This is a genomic window from Streptosporangium minutum, from assembly GCF_002149035.1.
In the GTDB taxonomy this organism is placed as follows: Bacteria; Actinomycetota; Actinomycetes; order Streptosporangiales; family Streptosporangiaceae; genus Streptosporangium; species Streptosporangium minutum.
Genome location: NZ_NGFP01000060.1, coordinates 13375 through 38006, shown reverse-complemented (window position 1 = coordinate 38006; position 24632 = coordinate 13375). Strand labels below are relative to the sequence as shown.

Annotated in this window: 18 protein-coding genes; 10 read left to right on the top strand and 8 right to left on the bottom strand. The window is 70.6% G+C overall.

The genetic code is table 11. The features are described from left to right. Together CA984_RS15450 and CA984_RS15445 are read right to left on the bottom strand one after the other, a co-directional pair. Positions 1 to 791 (bottom strand): RNA polymerase sigma factor (locus tag CA984_RS15450; RefSeq protein WP_133061673.1); only part of this gene is annotated, 791 nt, incomplete at its 3' end. Then, on the bottom strand, positions 792 to 2513 hold the full coding sequence (locus CA984_RS15445; RefSeq protein WP_133061672.1) for a ricin-type beta-trefoil lectin domain protein: 1722 nt from the start codon (positions 2511 to 2513) through the stop codon (positions 792 to 794). A gap of 208 nt (positions 2514 to 2721) precedes the next feature. On the opposite strand from CA984_RS15445, the gene CA984_RS15440 reads away from it, so the two are divergent. From CA984_RS15440 to CA984_RS15430, 3 genes are read left to right on the top strand one after another with little or no spacing between them, the layout of a single operon-like run. After that, positions 2722 to 3351, top strand: coding sequence for a TetR/AcrR family transcriptional regulator (locus CA984_RS15440; protein WP_165781263.1), 630 nt, complete (start codon positions 2722 to 2724; stop codon positions 3349 to 3351). Beyond that, the gene (locus tag CA984_RS15435) at positions 3345 to 5078 is read left to right on the top strand and encodes an ABC transporter ATP-binding protein (protein WP_086572571.1); all 1734 of its coding nucleotides are present in this window, start codon (positions 3345 to 3347) and stop codon (positions 5076 to 5078) included. The genes CA984_RS15440 and CA984_RS15435 overlap by 7 nt, the downstream gene beginning before the upstream one ends. After that, entirely contained in the window at positions 5075 to 7084 is a 2010-nt protein-coding gene (locus CA984_RS15430; protein WP_086572569.1) for an ABC transporter ATP-binding protein, read from the top strand. The genes CA984_RS15435 and CA984_RS15430 overlap by 4 nt, the downstream gene beginning before the upstream one ends. Before the next feature lie 108 nt (positions 7085 to 7192). Here the strand turns inward: CA984_RS15430 and CA984_RS15425 are convergent, their stop codons facing one another. Further along, complete coding sequence (locus tag CA984_RS15425) at positions 7193 to 8308, bottom strand: acyl-CoA desaturase (protein WP_086572567.1); 1116 nt, start codon at positions 8306 to 8308, stop codon at positions 7193 to 7195. Positions 8309 to 8742: 434 nt separating this feature from the next. Between CA984_RS15425 and CA984_RS15420 the strand changes: the two genes are divergently transcribed. The 7 genes from CA984_RS15420 (at position 8743) to CA984_RS15385 (ending at position 19955) form a co-directional block, all read left to right on the top strand. Next, complete coding sequence (locus CA984_RS15420) at positions 8743 to 10212, top strand: cytochrome P450 (protein ID WP_242675967.1); 1470 nt, start codon at positions 8743 to 8745, stop codon at positions 10210 to 10212. A gap of 2 nt (positions 10213 to 10214) precedes the next feature. After that, positions 10215 to 11801 (top strand): peroxidase family protein, encoded by a 1587-nt coding sequence (locus tag CA984_RS15410; protein WP_086572590.1) that lies wholly within the window; start codon positions 10215 to 10217, stop codon positions 11799 to 11801. A gap of 116 nt (positions 11802 to 11917) precedes the next feature. After that, entirely contained in the window at positions 11918 to 14224 is a 2307-nt protein-coding gene (locus CA984_RS15405; protein ID WP_278249022.1) for an alpha/beta hydrolase family protein, read from the top strand. A 196-nt stretch (positions 14225 to 14420) separates the two neighbouring features. Further along, on the top strand, positions 14421 to 14663 hold the full coding sequence (locus CA984_RS15400) for a hypothetical protein (RefSeq protein WP_086572563.1): 243 nt from the start codon (positions 14421 to 14423) through the stop codon (positions 14661 to 14663). 152 nt (positions 14664 to 14815) lie between these two features. Continuing rightward, positions 14816 to 17296: an NACHT domain-containing protein gene (locus CA984_RS15395; RefSeq protein ID WP_165781262.1), complete on the top strand. Its 2481-nt coding sequence runs from the start codon at positions 14816 to 14818 to the stop codon at positions 17294 to 17296. A 243-nt stretch (positions 17297 to 17539) separates the two neighbouring features. After that, positions 17540 to 18382 (top strand): NAD-dependent protein deacetylase, encoded by an 843-nt coding sequence (locus CA984_RS15390; RefSeq protein ID WP_086572558.1) that lies wholly within the window; start codon positions 17540 to 17542, stop codon positions 18380 to 18382. 118 nt (positions 18383 to 18500) lie between these two features. Further along, positions 18501 to 19955: a hypothetical protein gene (locus CA984_RS15385; RefSeq protein WP_133061670.1), complete on the top strand. Its 1455-nt coding sequence runs from the start codon at positions 18501 to 18503 to the stop codon at positions 19953 to 19955. Between the two features lie 58 nt (positions 19956 to 20013). Here the strand turns inward: CA984_RS15385 and CA984_RS15380 are convergent, their stop codons facing one another. The 5 genes from CA984_RS15380 to tgmA all read right to left on the bottom strand — a co-directional run bounded on the left by CA984_RS15380 (position 20014) and on the right by tgmA (position 24556). Next, entirely contained in the window at positions 20014 to 20715 is a 702-nt protein-coding gene (locus CA984_RS15380) for a haloacid dehalogenase-like hydrolase (RefSeq protein WP_165781261.1), read from the bottom strand. A 192-nt stretch (positions 20716 to 20907) separates the two neighbouring features. Then, positions 20908 to 21816, bottom strand: a complete 909-nt coding sequence (locus CA984_RS15375; RefSeq protein ID WP_086572551.1) for a GNAT family N-acetyltransferase — start codon at positions 21814 to 21816, stop codon at positions 20908 to 20910. Between the two features lie 366 nt (positions 21817 to 22182). Then, positions 22183 to 23340 carry an ATP-grasp peptide maturase system methyltransferase gene (gene tgmC / locus CA984_RS15370; protein WP_086572549.1) on the bottom strand — a complete coding sequence of 386 codons (1158 nt, stop codon included), beginning with the start codon at positions 23338 to 23340 and terminating at the stop codon, positions 22183 to 22185. Beyond that, entirely contained in the window at positions 23337 to 24272 is a 936-nt protein-coding gene (tgmB, locus tag CA984_RS15365) for an ATP-grasp ribosomal peptide maturase (protein ID WP_207620887.1), read from the bottom strand. Before tgmB ends, tgmC begins: the two co-directional genes overlap by 4 nt. A gap of 11 nt (positions 24273 to 24283) precedes the next feature. Beyond that, a complete protein-coding gene (gene tgmA, locus CA984_RS15360) occupies positions 24284 to 24556 on the bottom strand; it encodes a putative ATP-grasp-modified RiPP (RefSeq protein ID WP_086572547.1) in 273 nt (90 codons plus the stop codon). Positions 24557 to 24632: the final 76 nt, after the last annotated feature.

Genomic DNA, 24632 nt, shown 5'->3' with positions numbered 1-24632 from the left:
CCGGCTGACGTCCCGGCCCCCGGCGTCCCCGCTCCGGCTCCGGTCCACTTCCCCGCTCCCAGGGCGAGCGGGAACAGTGCGATCGGCAGCGCCGCGCGGAGTGTGGCGTTGAGGTCGAGCAGCTCCGTGTGCGCCCGGGCACAGCTCGCGCAGGACTCCAGGTGCGCGCGCAGCGCCCGCGGAAGGCGGCCGCTTCTCTTGCGCACGATCGCCGCCAGTGGCTCGGCGTACTCCTGGCAGCGGGGTGACGCGCTGGACACGTGCGCGGCCAGGTACGCCTTGCGCAGCCCCTCGCGGGCGCGGAAGGCCAGCACGCCGACGTTGCCGGGAGTGATGCCGAGGATCTTCGCGACCCGCTCGGGCTCCTCGTCCTCGATCAGGGTGTGCCAGAGCACGGTCTGCCAGCGTCGCGGCAGCGAGCGGTAGGCGCGGGTCACGAGATCGTCCGGCGGCTCCGGCGCGGCCGTCGTGAGATCGTCCTCGCGGAACTCGTCGGTCGGGACGGACCGCTGATCGGACCGGGCCCACTCCGCCGCCGTGTTGCGGACCACCGCGTACAGATAGGGACGCCAGTCGCCGGTCGGACCGGCCAGGCCGTTCCGGACGGTGCGCAGGGTCCGCGCGAACGCCTCACTCGCCAGGTCCTCGGCGGTGTGCGGGTCCCGGCACAGGCGGCGGGCGAAAGCGATGACGGCCGGATGGTGCCGCTCGTACAGCTCGGAGACGGCACGGTCGTCCCCGGCCCTGACCAGTCGGGTCAGGGCCGGGTCATCACTTTCCGGTTCGATCACTTACCTGATTATAAATTTGACGGAATTCTTCTGATACGCGGCTTTTGCGTAGATGCTGGCGGGCTTGGCGGTGACGGCGATGAGCCGGGTGGCCTTCGTGGTCGCGCTCTTCAGCGTGACCGAGCCGCCGGCCTTCTCAAGCAACCAGCGCTGCCCCTTGGCGGCCGTGCCGCACTTGGTCAGGACGACCGAGCGCTTGCCGCCGCTGACCTTGCCGAGCGCCATGCAGCGGTTCTGGTGACGTACCTGCACGTGCTTGCCGACCGTCACGACGTTCCACTTGGCGCCGCAGGCGCCGAGGCGAACCCTGGTGCCGGACGCGGTCAGGCAGGTGCCGTACGCGCTCTTGAACTGGACGTTCCGGCCCCGCGCGGGAGTCTTGGCGGGGTCGAGCGACCCGATCGGGTCCGACGTGACGGCCGGCTCCGGAGCGGAGGTCGGCGTCGTGGTCGGCTGCGTGGTCGGCTGCGTGGTCGGCCTGGTGGTCGGCTGCGTGGTCGGCTGCGACGTAGCCGTCGGGGCCGGGGTGTTCGGCTGGGTGGGTGCGGAGGCCAGGCCGCCCAGCAGCTCGGCCACGAACTCACCCTTGCCGTCGCGCACCACCGCTCCGCCGTCACGGTTGTCCTTGATGGCCAGCTTCCCACCGGCGCGGGCGGCGAAGTTGGTCCTGTCCTGACCGGCCTGCGGCAGCCACTGCTGCGACTTGTCCTGCTTCGCGCACGGGCCGGTCACGACGGTGTCCGCCATGGTGAGGCAGCGGCCGTTCGCCGCGTTGCGGATCGTGAGGTACCCGTCGTCGTCGATGCCGCGCTGCCACGTCTGCGCGGAGCTGCCCGTACACGCGCGCTGCACGACCTGCGCCGCGCTCGCGTCGAGGCATCTGCCGCCGTCCACCACCTTGATGCGGAACTGCCACACCGGGCTCGGCTGGTCCTGGATCAGGTACGGGCTGAACGCGACGTTCCTGATCTTCTCCAGCGCCGGCTGCCGTACCGGCGTCGGCTCGAAGTAGCGGAACTCGTCGATCCGGCACGAGTCGAGGTGGTAGTTGGCCGCGGGGTCGCTCGTGCACTCCTTCCGGGTGCCCATGTTCCGGCAGACCGGGTCGTTGCCGTTCACGCCGCCCCCGTCGCAGTGCGAGAGCCCGAAGCTGTGGATCAGCTCGTGGGTGAGCCCGGCCTCGCTCCAGCACCAGCGCGGGAGGATGACGTTGCCGGTGCTCAGGCCGGCGTTGGCGCCGCCGCCCGTGCAGGAGTCCGTGATCTCGTTGTCCCTGACGAAGTACAACGGCTTGACCCGGTTGGTCTGCCAGAGCGTACGGATCAGGGCCGGCTGGGAGGCGAGGTTCTCGGCCATCGCCTTGCCCATCTCGGCCCGGTTGCGCCCCTTGGCGAACGGCAGCTTCGCCACCACCGGACGGCAGTCACCGTCCTGCACGACCCGGAGCCGCCGGGAGACCCCGAACCGCTCCGCACTCGAGTCGACCGTCTGGTCGGTCTCCCAGAGGGTGTTCAGCAGGGCGGCGCTGTCGGCCTCCCAGGCGTCCTGCCCGGGCTGGTGGACGTAGATCGGCAGCACCCAGCCCTTGTCCTTGGCATCCACCCCATCGCAGGCGAACCCCGACTGGGCCGCCGGAGCCGCCGCCACGGCGGGCGACGGCACCGCCAGGACCGCCCCGCACATCGACAACAGCAACGGCAGCAGCGCGAGGGTAGATCTCATCTTGCTCAATCCGAGCTCCTTTCCTTCACTGAGGAAGGAGTCCGCCCACTCGCCTGGATTACGCGACTTCAGTAATTTCTTTCGGATGTGCCGTGGTCGCCGCCGAGGACGCCGCGCAGGCCGGCCGCACGCCGGTCGATCAGAGGCCCGTACGGCGGTCAATTAAATGAGTGAGTAACTCACTCATTCCTGTACTAGGGTGTCCCGGGTGATCTTGGCCTCCCAGCGCGCAGCCCCCCTCCCACCGGACGAACGGCGTGCCGCGCTCATCGAATCAACCCTCTCGCTGGTGCTCGCCCACGGCCCCGACGTGAGCACCCGGCAGATCGCGCAGGCGGCCGGCGTGGCCGAAGGGACGATCTTCCGGGTCTTCGCCACCAAGGACGAGCTCGTGAACGCGGCCGTGGCCAGCGCCTTCGACCTCTCCCCGCTCCTGCGGGACCTGGCGGCCATCGACCGCGCCGCCCCCCTGCCGGTCCGGCTCGTCGCGGCGGTCGAGTGCCTGCAGCAGCGTACGGCACGCGTCTTCCGGCTGATGGACACGCTCGGATGCCACGGAGTCGCCAAGACGGCCCGCGACCGATCCGATCAGGGCGTTCTCATCGGGCAGGCGCTCGTCGACCTGATCGGCCCCGCAGCCGATCAGCTGCGGTGCGAGCCGCACGAGGCCGCGCGACGGCTGCAGCTGCTGGCCGTCGCGTTCAGCCACCCCCGGTTCGTCGGGGACGATCCGCTGCCACCCGTGGAGATCGTCTCCACGCTGCTGGACGGCATCCGCCTGCACCCCGGGCACGACGCGCTCCACCCGGACTCCACGAACGGGGAACACCCATGCTGAGCCGGCTGCTCCGCACCTACCTGAGGCCCTACTCGTCGACGCTGACCGCCGTGGTGGTGCTGCAGCTGATCGGCACCATAGCCTCGCTGTACCTGCCCAGCTTGAACGCGGACATCATCGACCGGGGCGTCGCCACCGGCGACACCGGCTACATCCTGTCCGCCGGGGGCTGGATGCTGGCCGTGTCCCTCGTGCAGATCGCCTGCTCGATCGCGGCGGTCTACTACGGCTCCCGCGCGGCGATGGGATTCGGGCGCGACGTCCGCTCGGCCGTCTTCCACCGGGTGGGCGGGTTCTCCGCCCGGGAGGTCGCCCAGTTCGGCGCGCCCTCGCTGATCACCCGCAGCACCAACGACGTGCAGCAGGTCCAGATGCTCGTGGTGATGACCTGCACGATGCTGGTCGCCGCGCCGATCATGGGCGTCGGCGGCATCGTCATGGCGTTGCGGCAGGACCTCGGCCTGTCCTGGCTCATGCTGGTCTGCGTCCCGGCGCTGCTGGTGTCGATCGGTCTGATCGTCTCGCGCATGGTCCCCCAGTTCCGGGCGATGCAGGACCGCATCGACGCGGTCAACCAGGTGCTGCGCGAGCAGCTCACCGGCATCCGGGTCGTCCGCGCCTTCGTCCGGGAGGGCGAGGAGACCCGCCGGTTCGCCGCGGCGAACGACGCGCTGACCGGGACCGCGCTGCGCGTCGGGCGGCTGACCGCGCTCATCTTCCCCGTCGTGATGCTGATCCTCAACGCCTCCAGCGTCGCCGTGCTGTGGTTCGGCGCGAGCCGCGTGGACAGCGGCGAGATGCAGGTCGGCGCCCTCACCGCGTTCCTCATGTATCTGATGCAGATCCTCACCTCGATGATGATGGCCACCTTCATCTCGATGATGATCCCGCGAGCCGCGGTCTGCGCCGAGCGCATCGTCGAGGTGCTGGACACCGAGTCGTCGGTGAGCCCGCCCCGGGACCCCGTACGGCAGGTGCACGGCCGCGCCGAGCTGGAGCTGCGGGACGTCGAGTTCCGCTACCCGGGCGCGGCGGCACCGGTGCTGTCCGGCATCTCCTTCCGCGTCACCGCCGGACAGACCACCGCCGTCATCGGCAGCACCGGGGCGGGCAAGACGACACTGGTCTCCCTGGTGCCCAGGCTGTTCGACGCCACCTCCGGAACGGTGTCGGTCGACGGCGTCGATGTCCGCGACCTCGATCCGCAGATGCTCTGGACGCGTATCGGCCTGGTGCCGCAGAAGCCGTACCTGTTCAGCGGCACCGTCGCGAGCAACCTGCGTTACGGCAACCCGGACGCCAGTGACGAGGAGCTGTGGGAGGCGCTGGAGGTCGCCCAGGCCCGCGACTTCGTCGAGGCGATGCCCGAGGGCCTTGAGGCCCCCATCGCGCAGGGCGGCACGAACGTGTCCGGCGGGCAGCGGCAGCGGCTGTCGATCGCCAGGGCGCTGGTCAGCAGACCCGAGATCTACCTGTTCGACGACTCGTTCTCGGCTCTCGACCTGGCCACCGACGCCCGGCTCCGCGCCGCCCTGCGCCCGCACACCGCCCAGGCCGCCGTCGTCATCGTCGGCCAGCGGGTGTCCACCATCGCCGACGCCGACCAGATCATCGTCCTCGACGACGGAGTGATCGTCGGCATGGGGACCCATGACGAGCTGCTGGATTCCTGCCCGACATACATCGAGATCGTCGAATCCCAACTGACCGCGGGGAGCGCAGCATGAGCGACAGGCCCGTGACGACCACACGACCGCCGGCGGGCGGCGGAGGCTTCGGCCGAGGGCCCTTCGGGGGGGCCGGGATGCCCGCGGAGAAGTCGATGAACTTCGGGCCGTCCATGCGGCGGCTGATGGGACGGCTGAGCCCCGAACGCCCGAGAATCCTGGCCGTGATCGGCCTCGCCGTGATCAGTGTGGTGTTCGCCGTCGTGGGACCGAAGATCCTCGGCCACGCGACGGACCTGATCTTCAGCGGTGTGATCGGCAACCGGCTCCCCGCCGGGACGACCACGGAGCAGGCGGTCCAGGCTGCCCGCGCGGCGGGAGACGACAACTTCGCCGCCCTGCTCGCACGGATGGACGTCGTGCCCGGTCGCGGGATCGACTTCGGCGCGCTGGGCACGGTCCTGGTGTGGGTCCTGGCGCTCTACGTCGCGGCCTCGGTCTTCAGCTGGTTGCAGGGATACCTGCTCAACGACGCCGTGCAGCGCAGCGTGTTCCGGCTGCGGGCGGACGTCGAGGACAAGCTGAACCGGCTCCCCCTGAAGTTCTTCGACGGCCAGCCGCGCGGCGAACTGCTCAGCCGGGTCACCAACGACATCGACAACGTGTCCCAGACCCTGCAGCAGACGCTGAGCCAGCTGCTGACCTCGCTGCTGACCGTGATCGGCGTGCTGGCGATGATGTTCGTGATATCGCCGCTGCTCGCGCTGATCGCCCTGGTGACCATCCCGCTGTCGATGGTCGTCACCGCGCAGATCGCGAAACGCTCGCAGAAGTTCTTCGTCGCGCAGTGGGCCAACACCGGCACCCTGAACGCCCACATCGAGGAGGCCTTCACCGGCCACGAGCTGGTGAAGGTGTTCGGGCGGCAGCCGGAGGTCGAGCAGGTGTTCCGGGACAGGAACGAGGAGCTGTTCAAGGCCAGCTTCGGCGCCCAGTTCGTCTCCGGGATCATCATGCCGACGATGATGTTCATCGGGAACCTCAACTACGTCGTCATCGCCGTCGTCGGGGGCCTGCGGGTCGCCACCGGGTCGATGAGCCTGGGTGACGTCCAGGCGTTCATCCAGTACTCCCGGCAGTTCACCCAGCCCCTCACCCAGGTCGCCTCGATGGCCAACCTGCTGCAGTCGGGGGTGGCGTCGGCCGAGCGGGTCTTCGAGCTGCTGGACGCCGAGGACCAGTCCCCGGACCCCGCCGACCCGGTGCCGCCCACCTCGCGGCGGGGTCGCGTCGAGTTCGAGCAGGTGTCCTTCCGCTACGACCCGGAGCAGCCCCTCATCGAGGACCTGTCGCTGGTGGCCGAGCCCGGGCACACCGTCGCGATCGTCGGCCCGACCGGCGCGGGGAAGACGACCCTCGTCAACCTGATCATGCGCTTCTACGAGCTGGACGCCGGCCGGATCACCCTCGACGGCGTCGACATCACCGCGATGCGCCGTAATGACCTGCGCTCGCACATCGGCATGGTCCTCCAGGACACCTGGCTGTTCGGCGGCACCATCCGCGAGAACATCGCCTACGGCAACCCCGGGGCCACCGAGGAGCAGATCCAGGCCGCCGCGCGGGCCACGTTCGTCGACCGGTTCGTCCGCACCCTGCCCGACGGCTACGACACCGTGATCGACGACGAGGGCAACAACGTCAGCGCCGGGGAGAAACAGCTGCTGACCATCGCCCGCGCCTTCCTCGCCGACCCGTCGCTGCTCATCCTCGACGAGGCCACCAGCTCGGTCGACACCCGGACCGAGGTCCTGGTCCAGCACGCCATGGCCGCCCTCCGCTCCGACCGCACCAGCTTCGTCATCGCCCACCGCCTGTCCACCATCCGTGACGCCGACCTCATCCTGGTGATGGACGCGGGCCGCATCGTCGAGCAGGGCACCCACGACGAGCTGCTGGCCACCCGGGGCGCCTACCACCGGCTCTACTCCGCCCAGTTCAGCGGCGCCCTGGTCCCGGGTGACGGCGAGGTGAGCGGAGAGGAGGTGACGGGGGTGAGGGGGTAGTCCGTCACGGCCGGCGATCCCGGACGGACCCGCTCCGGCGGCTCCGTCCGGCGGCTGTCCGACGGTTGGCCGATGGTTGTCCGGCGGCTCCGCCCGGCGGCTGTCCGGTCAGACGCGCGGTGGCGTCCAGCGGACGCCGTCCCCTTCCCCGTCCCGCGCCGGTCGCCCGGGATTCCGTACGGCGGACGTCCCCGGCCCCGCTCCGGAGGTTTCCGGTCCTGATCCCGCCTCGGACGGCTCCGGCCCCGGTCCCGCTCCGGAGGTTCCTGGTCCCGGTCCCGCCGCGACGCGGCGGGCGGTCAGGCGCACGGGGTCCGGCCAGCGCACGCCGTACGCCCAGCCTGCCCGTTCGAACCAGCGGATCAGCCGGGCGCTCGGGTCCAGCTGGCCTCTGAGCACCCCGTGGCGGGCGCAGGCCGGGTCGACGTGGTGCCAGTTGTGCCAGCCCTCGCCGAGGGTCAGGAACGCCACCCACCGGACGTTGGACGACCGGTCCCTGGTCCTGAAGGGGCGCTCGCCGAAGGTGTGGGCGATGGAGTTCACCGACCAGGTCACATGGTGCACCACGGCGTAGCGGACCAGCCCGCCCCAGAAGAGCGCGGTCCACATGCCGGTCCACGACATCGACCACAGTCCCCCCGCCGCGGCGGGCAGCAGGAACGACAGCGCCGCGACGGCCGGGTAGGCGGCGTCGAACCGCCGGACGTCCGGATCGGCCATCAGGTCCGGCACCCAGCGCTGCCGGCTGGAGCGGCGGCGCGCGGTGTAGAACCAGCCGATGTGGGCGTGCGCCATGCCGCGCAGCAGGGCCAGGCCGCTGTCGCCGTACCGCCAGGGCGAGTGCGGGTCGCCGGCCCGGTCGGCGTACTTGTGGTGGCGGCGGTGCTCGGCCGTCCACAGCGTGATCGGACCTTCGAGCGCCATGCCGCCGGCCAGCATGAGGGCGATGCGCAGCGGCCTGCGGCACCTGAAGGCCCGATGGGTGAAGTGCCGGTGGTAGCCGATGGCGATCCCGAAGATGCTGATCAGATACATGACGACGGCGATGACCGCGTCGCGCGGACCGATCCCCCATCCCCAGACGGCGGGGACCGCCGCGGCCAGGGTCAGCACCGGCAGGACGACGAGGGCGACCAGGTAGACGGTGCGGCGCCCGGCCGTGACCGCCACCGTCTCGGCCGTGCCTGACTCCGGCTGACCCGGCGGGAAGGCCGAGGTGGTCACGCTGCCTCCTCGCGGTCGGCGAAGACCGCCTGGTGCGCGGTCCGGCCGACAGGCCGGACCGGCTGATGAACGGTCCGGCCGGTGAGCCGAGCCTGCTGATGAACGGTCCGGCCGGTGAGCCGGACCGGCTGACGAACGGCCCGGCTGACAGGCAGGACCGGTTGACGAACGGTCCGCCGGTGAGCCGGATCGGCCGAGCGGTCCAACGGGTGGGCCGTCCGGCTGTCCGGCCACCCATTGAACGGCCGGACGGCCGGACGGCGGGAGTTGCCGGGAAGTGACGCCTTAATTACTTACTGGAGTCAAAACAATGCATTCAGTAGCCATCTTGAGCTAATGTATCGCCTGCCTAGATTGTGGCTACGGAAAGTGACGATCTCTGTTCGCCATGGCTTCAGTGGTCGGTTCACGCGTAAAGCGGAGGGTCCTACGGCATGGGTGCTGTCGATCAATCGACCATGGGCGGCCATCTGGAGCGATACGACGTGGCCGTGGCGCGTGATCCGATGGCCGCCTTCGGCCTCGTCCGGGAATGGATGCGCACGGACTGGCGCGCCCTCTTCGCGGAGCTCCGCGCCCAGAGGCCGATCTTCGTCACCCCGGCCTTCACCGTCGTGACCCGTTTCGCCGACGTCGTCGAGGTGCTCTCCCGGGAGGAGACCTTCACGGTCAGGGCCTTCGGCCCGCGCCTGGACGCGGCGCTGGGCGGCCCGTTCATGCTGGGCCGGGACGCGACGCCGATGAACTGGCGGGAGAAGGGGCTGATGCAGGTCATGCTCGCCCCCCAGGACGCGGCGGACCTGCGCGGGCTGGCGGGGCGGATCGCGGACGAGGCTCTGGACGCCGCGTCGCGGCGGGGGCGGATCGAGGCCGTCGGCGAGCTCTTCCGGCACGTCGCCCTACGGGTGTGCGGGGAGTATTTCGGCTTCCCCGGGCCCACTCCGGAGACCCTGTCGCGGTGGACGCGGGCCGTGATCACCGACGGCTTCGCCAACTTCCAGGGCGACCCGGCGATCCAGGCCGGGTCGGTCCGCGCGGGCGAGGAGATGATGGCCTACCTCCACGGCCGGCTCGCCGAACGCCGGGCCGCCCTGGAGGCGGGGTGCGAGCCGCCGGATGACATCTTCGGCCGCCTCATCCGTACGACCCTCCCGGCCGAGGTCGGCGTCGACGACGAGCGCCTGCTGATCAACATGGCGGGGCTGCCCCTCGGGTTCGTGGAGAGCGGGCCGGGGGCCATGGTGGAGGCGGTGGAGCAGCTCATGCTCCGCCCGCGGGTGCGGGCGGAGGCCTCCGACGCCGCCGCCGACCCGGATCCCACCCGTTTCGATCGCTATGTCTGGGAGGCGCTGCGGTTCAGCCCGTTCTTCAAGCTGCTCCCCCGGCTGTGCGAGCGCGACTACGTCCTCGCCGCCGGCACCCCGCGCCGGACGGTCATCCCCGCGGGGACGTTCGTGCTCGCCGCGCCGGCCTCGGCCATGTTCGACGCGGACGTGGTGGAGGAGCCGGACGACTTCCGCCTCGACCGGCCGGAGCACCTCCAGCTGCACTTCGGACACGGCCACCACGCCTGCCTCGGCGTGCACCCCGCCAGAGTCGTCATCTGCGAGGTCGTGCGCCGCCTGTTCCGCCGCCCCGGGGTCCGCACGCTCCCGCCGCCGGAGGGGGCGATCACCCGTAGCCACGGGATCTTCCCCGACCGCTTCGTCCTGGGTCTCGGCCCGGACGGAAGTCTCAGCTCGGACGGGCATCCCGGCCCGGACGCGGCCCCCGACCCAAACGGGAATCCCAGTCCGAACGGAAGCCCCAACCCGAACGGAAGCCCCGGCTCGGACGGAAATCCCGGCCCGGACGGAAATCCCGGCCCGGACGGAAATCCCGGCCCGGACGGAAAGGGGGCGTGACGGTGGCACCCACCAGAGCGCGGGCGAGAAGCATCGCGACCGACGGCGCCGCCAACCGTCTCAGGTTCCTAGCCCTGACCAGCGGACGTCCGCTGTGGGACCTCGCACAGCGCGTCCAGCCCGTACGGCGGCGCCTCAACGCCTCTCTGATCGACCATGCGGTCCGCGAGATGCCGCCACGGCCCGAGCCGCTGAGCACCATGGCCGACTACACCTCGTGGGCCTCGCTGACCGACCGGACGTTCAGCGGGCGTCACATGCCGCCGGTCACCGGACCCGAGGGCGGCCGGCCCACGCCCGAACAGGCCGCGGACCTGTTCACCCGGGGTGACGCCATGATCCCGTGTCCCCGGTCCACCGTGCTGTTCGCCTACTTCGCCCAGTGGTTCACCGACGGGTTCCTCCGCGGCGACAGCCACGTCCCCAGGGATCCGCGCAAGAACAGCTCGAACCACCACATCGACCTGAACCAGCTCTACGGGCTCGACGAGGCGGCGACCGCCGCCCTCCGGACGTTCGACGGCGGGCTGCTCAAGAGCCGGATCGTCAACGGGGCGGAGTTCCCTCCCCAGCTCTGCGAGAACGGCAAGATCAAAGGCGAGTTCTCCGCGCTGAGCGTGATCCGTTTCGACGAGCTCACCGACGCGCAGCGCGACACCCTGTTCGCGACGGGCAGTGACCGCGGCAACATCCAGATCGGTTTCACCATGCTCACGGTGCTGTTCCTGCGCGAGCACAACAGGGTGGCACGCCTCCTGGCCGGCCACTATCCGCACTGGGACGACGAACGCCTGTTCCAGACGGCTCGCAACATCCTCATCGTGCTCCTCATCAAGCTGGTGGTGGAGGAGTACATCAACCACATCACGCCCTACCACTTCCGCTTCACCCTGGACCCGCGGCTCTCCGCCATGCTGGCCCACGCACCCTGGTACCGGGAGAACTGGGCCTCGGCGGAGTTCAACCTCGTCTACCGCTGGCACAGCCTGATCCCCTCCAAACTGGCCGTGGGCGACCGGGAGCTTCCGATGGCGGAGACCATGGTCGGTGCGGCGCTCATCCCTGGGCCGGGCCTGGGCCGGCTCTTCGAGGACGCCTCCCGGCAGCGCGCGGGGCGCATCGGCCTGTTCAACACCGACCCCGTCCTGCGGGCGGTGGACGTGGCCAGCGTCGCCGAATCGCGCGCGTTGAACCTGGCTCCCTACAACAGCTACCGCGAGCACTGCCGCTTCCCCCGCGTGCGCCGCTTCGACCAGGTCTCCGGCGACGTGAGGGTGAGCGAGGCACTCCGCGAGCTCTACCGGAGCGTGGACGACCTGGATCTGTACGTCGGCCTGTTCGCCGAGGAGCCGGGCGCCCCGAACGCCATGCTGCCGCCGCTCCTAACGAAGATCATCGCCATTGACGCCTTCTCGCAGGCGTTGACCAATCCGCTGCTGGCGTCGCGGGTGTTCAACGCCGCGACCTTCTCCCCGCCCGGGATGAAGGTCATCGCCACCACGCGGACACTGTCGGACGTGCTCCACCGCAACGTCCCGGAGGACCCGCGACCGCGTTTCGTGAGCATGACCCGGCAGGGAGCGCGGTGAGCGGCGCGGATGCCTCCGGGAACCACCTCCGCTCCGATGTTCGCGGGGAGGCCGCCCCGGCCGAAGACGCCGCGGCCGAAGACACCCCGGCCGGGATTTTCCCGGGTGAAGGCGCCATGGCCAAAGACGCCCCGGCCGGGGATCTCCCGACCGGAGGCGCTCTGGCCGGGAACACCTCGGCCGAAGGCGCCCCGGCCGGAGGTGCCCCCGCCCAGAGCACCTCGGCCGGAGACGCCCCAGCCGAAGGCGCCCCGGCCGGAGGTGCCCCCGCCCCGGGCGCCCTGGCCGAAAGTGCCGCGGCCGCGCAGCTGCTGCGTACCGCGGCCCGGGAGCTGTCCGAGATCGGGGTGGCGATCCAGGAGGCGTCCGTCCACGCCACGGCGGCGCTCACCGACGGCACCGTGCTCGGCGCCCTGCCGTACGCCCCGGCGGAGGGGTACCGGGCCCAGCGTGCCCTGCTCCGCGTGGTCACTGATCGGAGGGGGCTCGGATACGCGGTCGCCGGCGGGCGGCTGGGCGCTCTCGCGGCCAGGCTCGGCGGCATGGCCGGCGCGGAGAGCCTGGCCGTCCTCGTCCTGGCGACCTCACTACGGCTGCGGATCACCGCCGTGGCCCTGGACCATCCGGAGCTGGTCGACGACCCGCTGCTGGCCAGGCTCATCGGAGCGGTCGGCGCCGACCGCGACATCGAGTCGGTCCGGGCGCTGCGCGCCCTGCTCAGGGACCGCGGCGCCGTACGCACGCTCAGCGAGCTCGCCCCGGTCTTCGGCGAGGTGCTCGCCCTGCGGGCCCTGCTGGACGAGAACCCGCTCAACGACACCGCCGCCTGGCTGATCGCGACCGGGAAGGGGTACGCCAGCGCCGACCCGATCATCGGCATGAGCAACCGGGCCGTAGCGGTCCTCGACACGGGGGAAGGCGGCGCGCGCCGGCTGGAGCCGGCCCCGGCCGAGGTCACGCGGCTGAGCTCGGAGGGGTCGCTGCTCGGCTTCCTCCGCAACATCGGCGCCCTCGGCACGACCGGGCGGGTGCTCATCCAGAGCGTGGCGGGCCCGGACGGGGTGGTGCGCCACGTCGTCCAGGCGCCCGGCATGAGGTCCGGCCGGCCCGACAACGGCTCCCCGCAGGACCTGCTCGGCGCCTTCAGCAGCGCCGTACTCGACAGCGGCCCCTACAGCCGCGCGCTGATCAAAGCCGTCGACGACTTCGGCATCCCGCCGGGGGGTGAGATCGCCCTGGTCGGGCACAGCGCGGGCGGTGCGGCGATCATGAACCTGGCGCAGGACCCGGAGTTCTGCGCCCGCTACACCGTCACCCACGCCGTGGCCGTCGGGTCGCCGGTCGACTTCAAGAAGCCCGCCGACCCGCGGACGTGGATCGCCAGCGTCACCAACCAGCACGACATCATCCCCACCCTGGACGGGCAGGGCGCGGGCGGCTGCTTCGACCTGCATCCCGGCTGGTACGTGGTCGACTACTCCGACCCGACCCACCTGTTCCCGATCTGCCACAGCATCGAGCGCTACACCGCCAACCTCGCCCACGACCTGCCCGAGGCCCGCGACCGGATCGACCGTCAGCTCACGCCGTACCGGGGGCCGGTCACCCGCTCGCAGGCCTACCTGCTGTCCGACCGCGACCCCCACCCCGAGGGCTTCCCCTTCCTCACCGTGCCGACCTATCCGGCGGCGACCTCGCGGGGGACGCTCGAACTGCCGGTCAGATGCCAGGACGGCTCCGCCCTCACGGCCTACTTCGCCGCCGACCCGGGCGTGGCGGCGGCCCTGCTGGAGGGGACCGGGCTCGGGCCCGCCGTCCAGATCGCGGGGCGCGCCCTCGTCGCCGTCCACGCGTTCTGGAACCGGCGGACCAGTCTGGGCGGCTACCGTGAGGTCCACCTCGGGATCGTCGTACACGACCCGTGGCGGCCGCGGCCGTTCCGGGTCTGGCCGGATCTCGTCCGGAGAGCGGACCGCCGCCGCTCCGGCAGCTTTCTCGTCGGCTCCGTGGTCGACACCGACACCGTGTCGGCCGTGGCGCCGGAGATCTGGGGCTGCGAGCCGTCCGTCGTGCCCCTGGACGTCGCGGTCACGGCGAGGTCCGCCCGCGTCGTGGTCGGCGGCCCGGACAGCAGGCTCCTCGCCTTCCGCGGCCCCCTCGGCCCGGGGATCCCGGCCGGAGCCTGGGACCTGGTCGGCTACTCCCGCCGCGAGGGCGCCACGCTGCGGTCGTGCGTCGAGACCCGGGGCCGGGGACGGGCGCATCCCGCGCCACGGGCACGGCTGACCGTCGGGCAGGCGGCCCACCCCATGGCACGGCACTTGCGTGAGCTGGGCCTCGACGGCGCCCGCCCGCTGCTGTGCCTGTCCACCGTCGCCCACCAGACCCTCCGCGCCGCCGCTGTCCCGATGCGGATCACCTGACCGATGTCCCTGTACGGATCCCCTGGCCCGGTGTCCCCGTACGGACCACCTGACCGACGTTCCCCTACGGACCACCTGACCCGGTGTCCCCGTACGGACCACCTGACCGACGTTCCCGTACGGACCCCTGGCCCGGTGTCCTCGTACGGACCCCCTGACCCGGTGTCCTCGACCGTCTAACTGAAGGAGTATCCGGATGCCCGCCGTTCCCCAGGCGATCACCGCCCACGCCAAGGTCCTGCGGTCCGATGCCCGCGTGCTCGCCGAATGCGCCGAACGCCTGCGGGAGATCGGGGCCCGGCTGGACGGAGACGGCGTCGCACCGGAGTGGCTGCTGGAGACCGTGAACGCCCACATCGCCGCCTGCACCGCGGCCTCCGCCGACCTGGCCGAGGCCGCGACCCGGTTGCACGTCTACGCCGACCGGGTCCGCCGCTGACACGGTCACACATCTATACCGGCCGGACCCACCGCTGACACGGTCACACGTCTACACCGGCCGGACCCGCCGCTGACATGCATGCGGGTTGCACGTGAACACGATGCGACGTTTCAATGCCAGATCGGGACGGAACGCATCATCATACGATCATGCGGAATCTGTGGCGGCGGTCGCGGGCGTCCACGCGGCTGGGGCTGATCTCGATCGGGCTCACGATCCTCCTGAGCGGCTCGATCTACCTCATCGTCGCCGCGGGAGGTCCCGACTGGCTCACCACCGTGGCGAACATCAGCCAGATCATCGGCCTCCCGCTGGCTGTGGTGAGCATCGTGGTGCCCTCCCTCACCGCTCGCCGCTCCACCGCGCCGGAGCCGGTGCGGGTGGCTCTGGCCCGCCAGGTCCATCAACAGGAATGCCAGGTGCGGGCGGCGTTGCTGCGTGGTGTCATCGCGGCCGATCTGTCCTTCGACGACACCGATCCCGCGGCCGCCGGCTACAGCGCCGACCGCGACCGTGACGGCGACGGCCGGGAGCCAGAGGGCGGCGCGGTGGCGAGGTGGGTGTCGAAGAAGGCGGCGGGGCTGCTGTTCTGGCAGGAGACCGACCCCCTCCCGCCCCAGGACGGCGCCGACGTGCCGCCGGCCGGACAGGGCACGCTGGCCAACGCCGCCGGTTATCTCTCGGCCCTGCCCGGCCGGCGTCTGATCATCGTCGGGGAGCGGGGATCAGGCAAGACGATGCTCGTGATCCAGATGGTGATCGACCTGAACCAGGCCGTCCTCGACGACCCCGCCGCCGGCGGACCGGTCGCGATCCGCCTGAGCGCCGCCTCCTGGCCCACCGGCCGGCCGCTGGCCGACTGGCTGGCCGACCAGCTCGTCCTCGGCTATGCCATGTCCCCTCAGGAGGCCGGGCGTCTGGTCGCCGAGAACGCCGTCCTCCCGATCCTGGACGGCCTGGACGAGATGGACCCCGATCCCATCCAGGCCGACGGCGGCGACCCCGTCCCCGGCACCGACCCGGCGCCGGGCGACCAGGATGATGCCCTGGACAGGCAGGACGCCGCACCAGGGCGGGCGGCCGCGCTGATCGACGAACTCAACCGCTTCTACACCGGTGCGGCGTTCGGCCCGGTGGTGGTGACCACCCGTCCCGGCCGCCATACCCAGCTGATCGAACGCGGCCTGCTGCTCGAACACGCCCGCCAGATCACCATCCGGCCGCTCACCGTTCCGCAGGTCACCGACTACCTGCACAGGCGCTATCGGTACCAGCCCCGCCAGCACCACGCCTGGCAAGCCGTACTGGACCGGCTCGACCACTCCGGGCACGCGGGCGTGCGGGAGTTCCTGTCCACACCCTGGCGGCTGATCCTGGCCACCAGCGCCATCGACCACGACCCCGGCCAGGCCGCCCAGTTCGTCCCCCATGCCGACCGCCACAGCACGGAGACGGCAGCCCAGACCCGGCAGCGGCTGGAGGGGAGCATGCTGGCCAATTTCATCCCGGCCGCGACCGCGCTGACCCCCCGCGGCCGTGGCTCCTACACCCCCGAGCAGGTGGAGCGGTGGCTCACCGTACTGGCCCGGCACCTGCGCTGGCAGGCCGACTACCTGCGGCACCACCCCGCCCCCAGCGGCATGTCCGGGGTCGACATCGTCCCGCACCTGCTGTGGCCGATCGGCGGCCGCCGCCTGACCCGCCTGCTGCACACCACAGCGATGCTCGTCGGCATCGTCACCGTCGCCGCCCTCGTTCTCACCCCGTTCCCGCCCGCCCCCTGGCCCGACGAGGCCCCTCGCTGGGTGTTGGGCGCCGTCCTCGGGGTGACGTTCCTCCCCCTCCTCGTCTACCGCACCGAATGGCCCGCACCCCACGTCGCCATGCGGAACATCTCCGCCCCCGCACTCCAGGCCGGCCTCGGGGGCGGTCTCATGAGCGGACTTTTGATCGTGGGCCTGGCCGCGATCGGAAGCGTGTTCGGCACCGTGAAGTCCGAGCTCGTGGTGATGGCCGTATTCGGGCTCGTAGGAGGGCCCGTCGGCGGGCTCGTGTTCGGGCTCATGGGCGGTCGGGGGTCGTGGAACCCGTCAGCCGATCTCGTCTCCCCTCGGCAGGCCGTCCACCTCGACCTCGTGTTCGGTCTGGCATCCGGTCTCGTACTCGGGATCACGGGAGGGGTCGTGGGAGGGCCGTTCGGATTCATATTCGGGCTCACATTCGTCATGCTCGCCTCCTTCACGTCCACGCAGGGATTCATCCCCCAAGGCGAGAGCGGAGAAGAGGATCGCCTGTCAGTAGTGATCACGATCGCGGTGGGCTTCGGGCTCATGGTCGCGCTCGGGGCCGTGGTCGATCCCCCGATGGGGATCCGGGCCGATCTCGGAGTGGGGCTCTGGTCCGGGCTCGTGGGTGGGCTCGTATTGGCGTTCATGGGCGGGCTCACCGTGGGAAGCAGCGGCGCGTACTACGCGATCGGCATCATGCTCGCCGCCCTGCGCGGGCGGCTGCCATGGCGGTTCGCCGCGTTCTGCCAATGGGCGTGCCAGGCGGGGCTCCTGCGGGTGGCGGGTACCGGCTACCAGTTCCGGCACCATGAGTTGCAGTCCTGGCTCACCGATCACGGGTAGCCGGGTGTACGGTCCCCGGCCCGCCGACGCCTGATCCAGACTCGGAAAGACGGGTAGCCGGGCGTGCGGCCCCCGGCCCCTCGACGCCTGATCCAAGCTCAGAAAGACGGGTAACCAGGCCTGCGATCCCCGGCCCCTCGACGCCTGTCCCGGACTCGGAGAGGTCGAGGCAGCGCGGCGGCGGCCGGGGACCGCTCCGCACACACGGTGGGGCAGCATGGAGGGGTGAGCGAGAGTACGAGCATGCTGGCGGAGCTGCTGACCGCGGGCGAGGTCGTGGTGCTGAGCGGGGCCGGGATATCGACGGAGTCGGGGATCCCCGACTACCGGGGGCCGAGCGGGGCCTCCCGTCGGCACACCCCGATGACCTACCAGACGTTCGTCGGCGACCCTGCGGCCAGGCGGCGCTACTGGGCCCGCAGCTATGTCGGATGGCGGGCGATGACCCGGGCGGCGCCGAACAGCGGCCATCACGCGGTCGCGCGCCTCCAACAGCGGGGTCTGGTGGCCGGCGTCGTAACTCAGAACGTCGACGGCCTGCACCAGGCGGGCGGCGCCCGATCGGTCGTCGAACTGCACGGCAGCCTGCACCACGTGATCTGCCTGAGCTGTGGCGACTCGACCTCGCGGGAGGAGCTGGACCGTCGCCTGACCGAGGCGAATCCACAGTTCGGCGCCCGTGCCACCGCGGTCAACCCGGACGGTGACGTCGACCTGGGGGACACGGAGGCCGACGGGTTCCAGGTGGTCGGATGCCGGGCGTGCGACGGAGGGGTGTTGAAGCCCGACGTCGTCTTCTTCGGGGAGACCGTCCCGGCGGGGCGGGTGCGCGAGTGCTTCGCCCTGGTGGAGAGAGCACGCCTGCTCCTGGTTCTCGGGTCGTCGTTGACGGTGATGTCGGGCCGCCGGTTCGTCCTGCACGCCGCGAAACTCGGCATCCCCGTGGCGATCGTCAATCAGGGCCCGACCCGCGGCGACCGATACGCGACCCTCGCCGTCGACGCCCCGTTGGGCACGACTCTTCCGGAGCTGGTCCGCCTCGTCGACACCCGGGCCGCGGCAGCCGGTTCACCCGAGCCGATGTGAAGCGGTTCACCCGACCCGATGTGAGGCGGCAGCGCCGGGGAGCCCGCATCGTGAAGATCCCATCACAACCTGCCGTTGCCGTAATGGACGCGATAAAGGCCCTATAGCCTTCCGTCCCGTGCCCAAACGATCATCAATGCTCTGGGCGGCGGCGATCCTGACCACCGTGGCCCCCGACATCTATTTCCGGGTCGTGACGATGCTGTCCGGCGCGGAGGAGCGTGTCTTTTACGGCTGGGTGTCGTGGGGGCAGTGCGCGGGTTACGAGATCAACTCTCAGCTGCGGTCGCTGCTCGGCCCGGTCTGGGATTTCCCGCTGCTGTGGTTCGGATCCGCGCCGCTGATCGCTCTTGCCTGGGGCGGCCGGCTTCTGAGCGAGCGGACCGGCCACCCTCGGCTCGGCCGGATCCTGGTCCGCTCCGCCGCCACAGTGATGATCGTCCACCACCTCCCGTCCCCGCTGCTGTTCATGTTCGACACGTCCAACGATCCCAGGTGCGTGCAGAGCTGGGGGCCGCTGGAGGTGACGGGCTGGGGCATCGCGATGAACCTCTACTATCTGGTCCCCGCGGTCCTCGTGCTCCTAGCCGTCCGCCCTCCGGGCCCCTCCCGGAGAGGCCGTCTCACCCGCACGGGAGCCGTGGCGTCGCTCGCGATCATGATCATCGTCGGCGCGGTGGCCGACACCGCAGCCGGGAGGGTGAGCGACTCGTGGGCGCTCGACTGCGCCGGATTCGGCGACGGCACCGTATCCGGGCTCGGCGAACACGAGAAGGGATTCCTGTGCGGGATCCGGGACGAATCGTTCGGCAGGGGCGTGTCCCAGCTGGCGGACATGCCGGACCGCGAGCTTCTCGCGTACGGCCGCCATCTGTGCGAGCTGGCCGTACGGAACGGGGGCGACGTCAACGCACCCGCCGTGTCGGAGGCGATCGGTGAGATGAACTCGCTGGTGGGGCCGCTGACGAGGCTGTGTCCCAAGGTCGCCGAGGTGGAGCAGGAAAGAGAGCGGGAAAGGCAGGCGGAGAACGACGCCTTCATCGCGGCGGCGGAGAAGAGCTGTTCCGTCCACCCCCGCCACCGGCCGAGGATCAAGGCGGTGCGGCAGGTCCGCGCGACCATGTGGACGGAGTTCTGGGAGATCAACGCGTGGGACGAGGGGAGCGAGGGCGGGGAGGTCGGCGGCATGGTCGCCGGCCTGGTCGGAAGCGGACCCGGCGCGCTGAACATCTGGGCGGCGGACGAGATCGGCCACGCGTGCGTGACGGGCGAGGCCTACCGGCGCCGGCCTCCGGTGGAGACCCGGGGGTGGGAGCAGGTCGTCGAGGTCGGCTACGAGACCAGGAAGGGAGTTCTGACCGTCGTGGACGGCGAGGGCGACCGGCTTCCCAACCTGGCGGCCGACGGGCCGGGAAGCTACCGGGTCCGCGTCCACGTCCGCGGGCGCAAGGCCGCACAGGAACACATCGACGTCCCTGACGGTACTGTCCAATTATTGATCATGGTGTTCCCCGGCGACGAGAAGAGGCCCGTGATCTACCGCGACTACCCGCCGAGGAAGACGCGGAAATAGGCCTCTGTCACGAGCCCTGCCCATCCGCCGCACCACCACGTGGCCCGTCAGGCGCGCGCTACCGATCCGCCGCGACGAGTACGGCCCGCACGACGGCGTCCGTGTCGGTGAGGTCCTCCAGCACCAGATCGGCACCGGCCTCCTTCAGAGCCCGGACATCGCTGGCGCCGGTGGCGACGGCGACCACCCTCGCTCCGCCCAGGTGGCCGGCGAGGACGTCGTTCGGCGTGTCCCCGACCAGCACGGTGTTGTGCGTGGTGAAGGGTTCCCCGTACTTCTGAGTGGCGCGCTTCTGCGCCATGCCCACCAGCACGGCGCGGTCCTCGTGGTCCATCCCGTAGGCGCCCACCTCGAAGTCCACGAAGTGCTCCAGCCCGAACGCCCTGAGCTTGCCGATCGCGAGAGGCTCCATGTTCCCGGTGAGCACCGACTGGATCACATCGGCCCGGCCCGCCAGCACGTCGAGCACCTCGCGTGCCCCGGCCAGGACCCTGCCCCGCTCCGAGATCGCCGCCTCGTGAACGACGAACGCCTCGGCGAGGGCCGTTCCGAAGGAGTTCAGCAGCCGGTCCGACACCTCGACGCCGTGCGTCCGGAGCGTCTCCACCGTGATCGCCCAATCGGTCCGCCCCGCCATGGCCGCCGCCTGCTTCATCTGCTGCCCGGTGACCACCTGGAAGGCGTGGGCGTAGATGTCCCTGCCGATGCCATCGGCATTGATCAGCGTGTGATCGATGTCCCAGAGCACAAGCGTTCTCACGGAGCTCACCGTCCGAGCATAACGGGATGCCTTTTCCGGCCGTGGACAGCGCCAAGGGCCTGTCTCGCAACCTTCAGCTCGCGTCAGCCGACCGCACCGGCCCACCACCCGGGCCGTCGATTCGTCGACGGTGACCGGTCGGCCCACAGGGTTCACGCCGTGGCCCACGGCCCGGGTGGCGAATTTCGCGGCTCAGATCAGGTCGATGCGTTCCTGCGCGATCGGGTAGCCCGCCTTCGCGAAGGTGGCCGCCATCGGGAAGTTGGTCTGGTCCGTACCGGCCACGATGCGGTCCACGCCCTCGCCGACGAGTTTGTGCGTGGCTTCGACGAGCGGGTCATAGGCGTATCCATGGCCCCGGTGCTCGGGCACCACTCCGATGTAGCCGATGAGGGGGTCACCGTAGTTGCGGCCGGGGACGCTCAGGCCGACGAGATCCCCGGCGGGGGTGTAGGCCAGACGCCACCAGTCGCGCGGGCTTGGCATCCAGCGCAGGTAGTCCAGGTCCTCCTGGGCGGCCGCGTCCAGCCCGGATTCGGTGACGGTACGGCGCGCATGGGCGTCGAGACTGCCCTCGTGGATGCGGCGAAAGACTTCGAAGATCACCGCGTCGTCAGGCTCGGGGCGAAATTCGAGGCGGCCCGGACGCGGAGGCACGCCGCAGTCCGGCGTCCAGCGGTATCGATAGCGCTCGACGAGCGGGGACAGACCGGCGGCGACGGCCGCGTCGATCCGGGCCTGGGCCTGGGCCTGTTCCCGGACCGCGGGGTTGTCGCGCCAGCCGGGCGGCAGCTTGAGGGAGTACTGGGCATGCAACGGCGACGTACGGAGCAATTGCACCGCGGCATCGGGGTCGGTGAAGTCGAACCAGTCGAGGGCGAGAGGCTTGACGTCCTTCGGGCCGGCCCACCAGGCGGCGCGGGCCACGACGACGCCGTCGCGCAGGGCCACCCAGCTCCACTCCGGGCGGTACTCGCCGGCGACGGCCATATCGGCATAGGTGTCACCGAAGGCGGCGAAGCCCACCAGCCCGGGGTCGGACAGGGATTCAAAGAGATCTTCCTCGCCCGCAGTGAGCGGGCGGATGACCAGATCGGTCACGTGAGGGTTCCTTTTCGGGTAGCGATGCGCTCCCGTTCAGATCCGCGGCGCCCTCGGAACGGGGTGGAAGCACATGACAGTCATCCTGGCCACGGTTCCCACCTCCTTCATGCGATCGAGAGCGCCGAAGCAGCGTAACCGCGTGATCAAATCGCTGACAACAGCGACCGATCAGGCCGGTCGGCGGCAGCGCAGCGACGTACTCCCCCGACCGATGTGCCGGATACGAGGACACCAAGGCCCGTTGGTTTTTGAGTCAGGTCGGCAGGAGAGCGCCAAAAAAACATGATGCCTGCAGTTGGACTTGCGCCGATCACTACGGCTGCCCCGACCTCAACCAGCCAGACCACGAACCGTCACCGAGTGTCAGACGGGTAGGTCCCAGCTCGGGCCGTCAGATTCACCCAGCCAGACGTACTGACGCTCCCCGGTGACGGTGAGCCCGTACGCCGACTGGTGCGGAGACCCGGCTGCCTGCCAGGTCAGGACGGCGTGCTCGACCGCGTCCCACAGCCGCAGCGGCCCGCGCTGGCGGACCGTCCACCCGCCTCGCGGATCGAGCCCGGTGGCGGCCAGCGAACCGGTGGCCACGTCCCACAGGACGACCTCGTCACCGCCGCCCAACCTCACCGCCGACGGCGCGGCTAACTGCGCAGCGAACAGCCCGGCCGGGTCGTCCAGAACTCCAGGATCCACCCGGCTCTCCCTGGCATCCCCGGTCACGAGGTAGGCGGACGGCATCGGAGGCGGGCCATGGGGACGGGCGGTCATGAAGGAGATGTCATCCCTCAGGAACCGCCCGCTCGCGGTGCCGTCGGCGTCCAGTGTGAGGTGCGCGAACGCGGACCCGCCCATCCACCCGGACAGCGGCGCGGTGATCGTGCCACCGTCGCGGACCTGCCACATCCACGAGAACGGGATGGAACGGACCGAGCAGGTGGCGATCAGCCGGTCGTACTCGGCGTTCTTGTCATATCCCAGCAGGCCGTCCCCAGTCACGACCGTCGGCGCGTACCCGGCCGCGGTGAGCGCGTCACGGGCCCGGCCGGCCACCGCCGGGTCGTACTCGACGGAGGTCACGGCGTGGGAGCCGAGCCTGTGGCACATCAGTGCGGCGGAGTAACCGGTGCCCGTGCCCACCTCCAGCACCTTGTCTCCGTCGGAGATCCCCGTGGCCTCCAGCATCAGCACGACTAGGCCGGGCAGGGTCGACGACGACGTGGGCGCTCCGGAGACGGTGCCGTGCGCGCCCTCGACCATGCTCCCGTCGATCTGCGTCACCCAGGTCTCGTCGCGGTAGACCAGGTGGAGCCACTCGTCCTCGGTGACCTCCGCACGGTGGATCACCTCCCACTCGCCGTCCCCGGTGCCTCCGGCGACCGCCGAACCGAGGAATCGCTCACGAGGTACGGCCTCGACCGCGTCCCGCCAGGCCGGATTGCGTAGGGAACCGGTGCGGGCGAGCCGGTCGGCGAGGGTACGGCGGAGCCGTACGGCGAGGCCGGGGGGTTCGTGGGCGGTCATGTCGAGTCCTCCAAGAGCAGGTCGGCGATGGCGGCGGCGATGGGTAGCCCGGTGGCGTCCTCCAGCCATCCCCACTGGCCGTTGGGGTTGCACTCCAGGAACACCGGAGTGCCGTCACCGGTGAGCGCGAAGTCGAACGCGCCGAAGCTCAGGCCGAACTCTCCCAGGTAGGCGAGGCAGGCGTCGGCAAGTCCGGGCGGCGGCTCGACGACTGTGTAGGAGAGGCGGTCGTAGTCCTGCCGCCAGTCGAGCAGATCGGAGTCGAGCCGGACGCAGAACACGCGCTTCCCGACAGCTGTCACCCGGAGATCGGCTGTTTTGCGGACACGTGCCTGGAACAGGTGCGCCGTGGCGCTGACGGTGCCGTCTATGTCGTCCGGTCCGACCTGAGCTGTCCAAATGGTGCGGGGCTCCCCATCGGAGCCGGTGTACGGCGTGGCTCGCAGCGGTTTGTAGACGATCGAGCCATGCTGGGCGGCGAACGCGCGGGCGTCCTCCAGCCGATTGGTGACCAAGGTGGTGGGCACCTCGAATCCGGCCCGCCGCGCGATGGCGAGTTGGAGGGGCTTGTGCTCGGCTGCCGTGATCGCCCACGGGTGGCTGACGTACGGGCACCGCAGAGCCGTGAGCACCCCGCCCACCCCGAATCGGGCCTGCGTCCCGATGAACCGTTCGACCTGTGACAGATTGTCGGCCAGGTACGGCGTGGGGCGCCGGTAGTACACGGCTTCCACCTTTTCCAAGATGATCCGCCGGGATCGTGTGGTCAGGACACCGTACGGCGGGAACCGCCCGAACCACGCCGACAGCTCAGCATCGGCAGGGAACTCCACACCGGGGTCGAAGCGGGCGACGCACGCGTCACGCCGGTTCAGCTGATCGATGACCATGTCTGCCGTCGGATCGTCCAGGCAGGTGAGCACCAGGATCACGGAAGTAGCCGTCAGTCGTTGTCGTAGTCGGTGACCGTGGTCTGATCCGAAGGCTGAGGGCCCTTGCCGTCGCCGCTGCCCCCCGTCCTCTGTGACCTACTGGTCTGCTTGTTGGTGCCGTGCTTGCCCGCCTCGATGAGCCGGCTGGTCATCGTGTCGCAGTAGACGCCGGTCTGGGTGACCGGATCGAGTTCGACCCTGTACGGCGCGGCGGGCGCGGGCGCTGTGGACGTGAACGGGGCCGATCGGGTGAGGCCCCATGGTTGACTGCACGGGTTGTTCATGGGTGCGTCCTTTCCCTGGTGGATCCCAGGAGGAGTAGGAGGCGAAGCGCGCGTCTTGACGCTAGAAGCCCCTTCC

Bases quoted from the DNA above. Each gene is read 5' to 3' on its own strand.
- CA984_RS15420 (WP_242675967.1), top strand. From the start codon at position 8,743: ATGGGTGCTGTCGATCAATCGACCATGGGCGGCCATCTGGAGCGATAC.
- CA984_RS15400 (WP_086572563.1), top strand. From the start codon at position 14,421: ATGCCCGCCGTTCCCCAGGCGATCACCGCCCACGCCAAGGTCCTGCGG.
- CA984_RS15390 (WP_086572558.1), top strand. From the start codon at position 17,540: ATGCTGGCGGAGCTGCTGACCGCGGGCGAGGTCGTGGTGCTGAGCGGG.
- CA984_RS15445 (WP_133061672.1), bottom strand. From the start codon at position 2,513: ATGAGATCTACCCTCGCGCTGCTGCCGTTGCTGTTGTCGATGTGCGGG.
- tgmA (WP_086572547.1), bottom strand. From the start codon at position 24,556: ATGAACAACCCGTGCAGTCAACCATGGGGCCTCACCCGATCGGCCCCG.
- CA984_RS15405 (WP_278249022.1), top strand. From the start codon at position 11,918: ATGGCCAAAGACGCCCCGGCCGGGGATCTCCCGACCGGAGGCGCTCTG.
- tgmC (WP_086572549.1), bottom strand. From the start codon at position 23,340: ATGACCGCCCACGAACCCCCCGGCCTCGCCGTACGGCTCCGCCGTACC.
- CA984_RS15395 (WP_165781262.1), top strand. From the start codon at position 14,816: ATGCGGAATCTGTGGCGGCGGTCGCGGGCGTCCACGCGGCTGGGGCTG.
- CA984_RS15430 (WP_086572569.1), top strand. From the start codon at position 5,075: ATGAGCGACAGGCCCGTGACGACCACACGACCGCCGGCGGGCGGCGGA.
- CA984_RS15435 (WP_086572571.1), top strand. From the start codon at position 3,345: ATGCTGAGCCGGCTGCTCCGCACCTACCTGAGGCCCTACTCGTCGACG.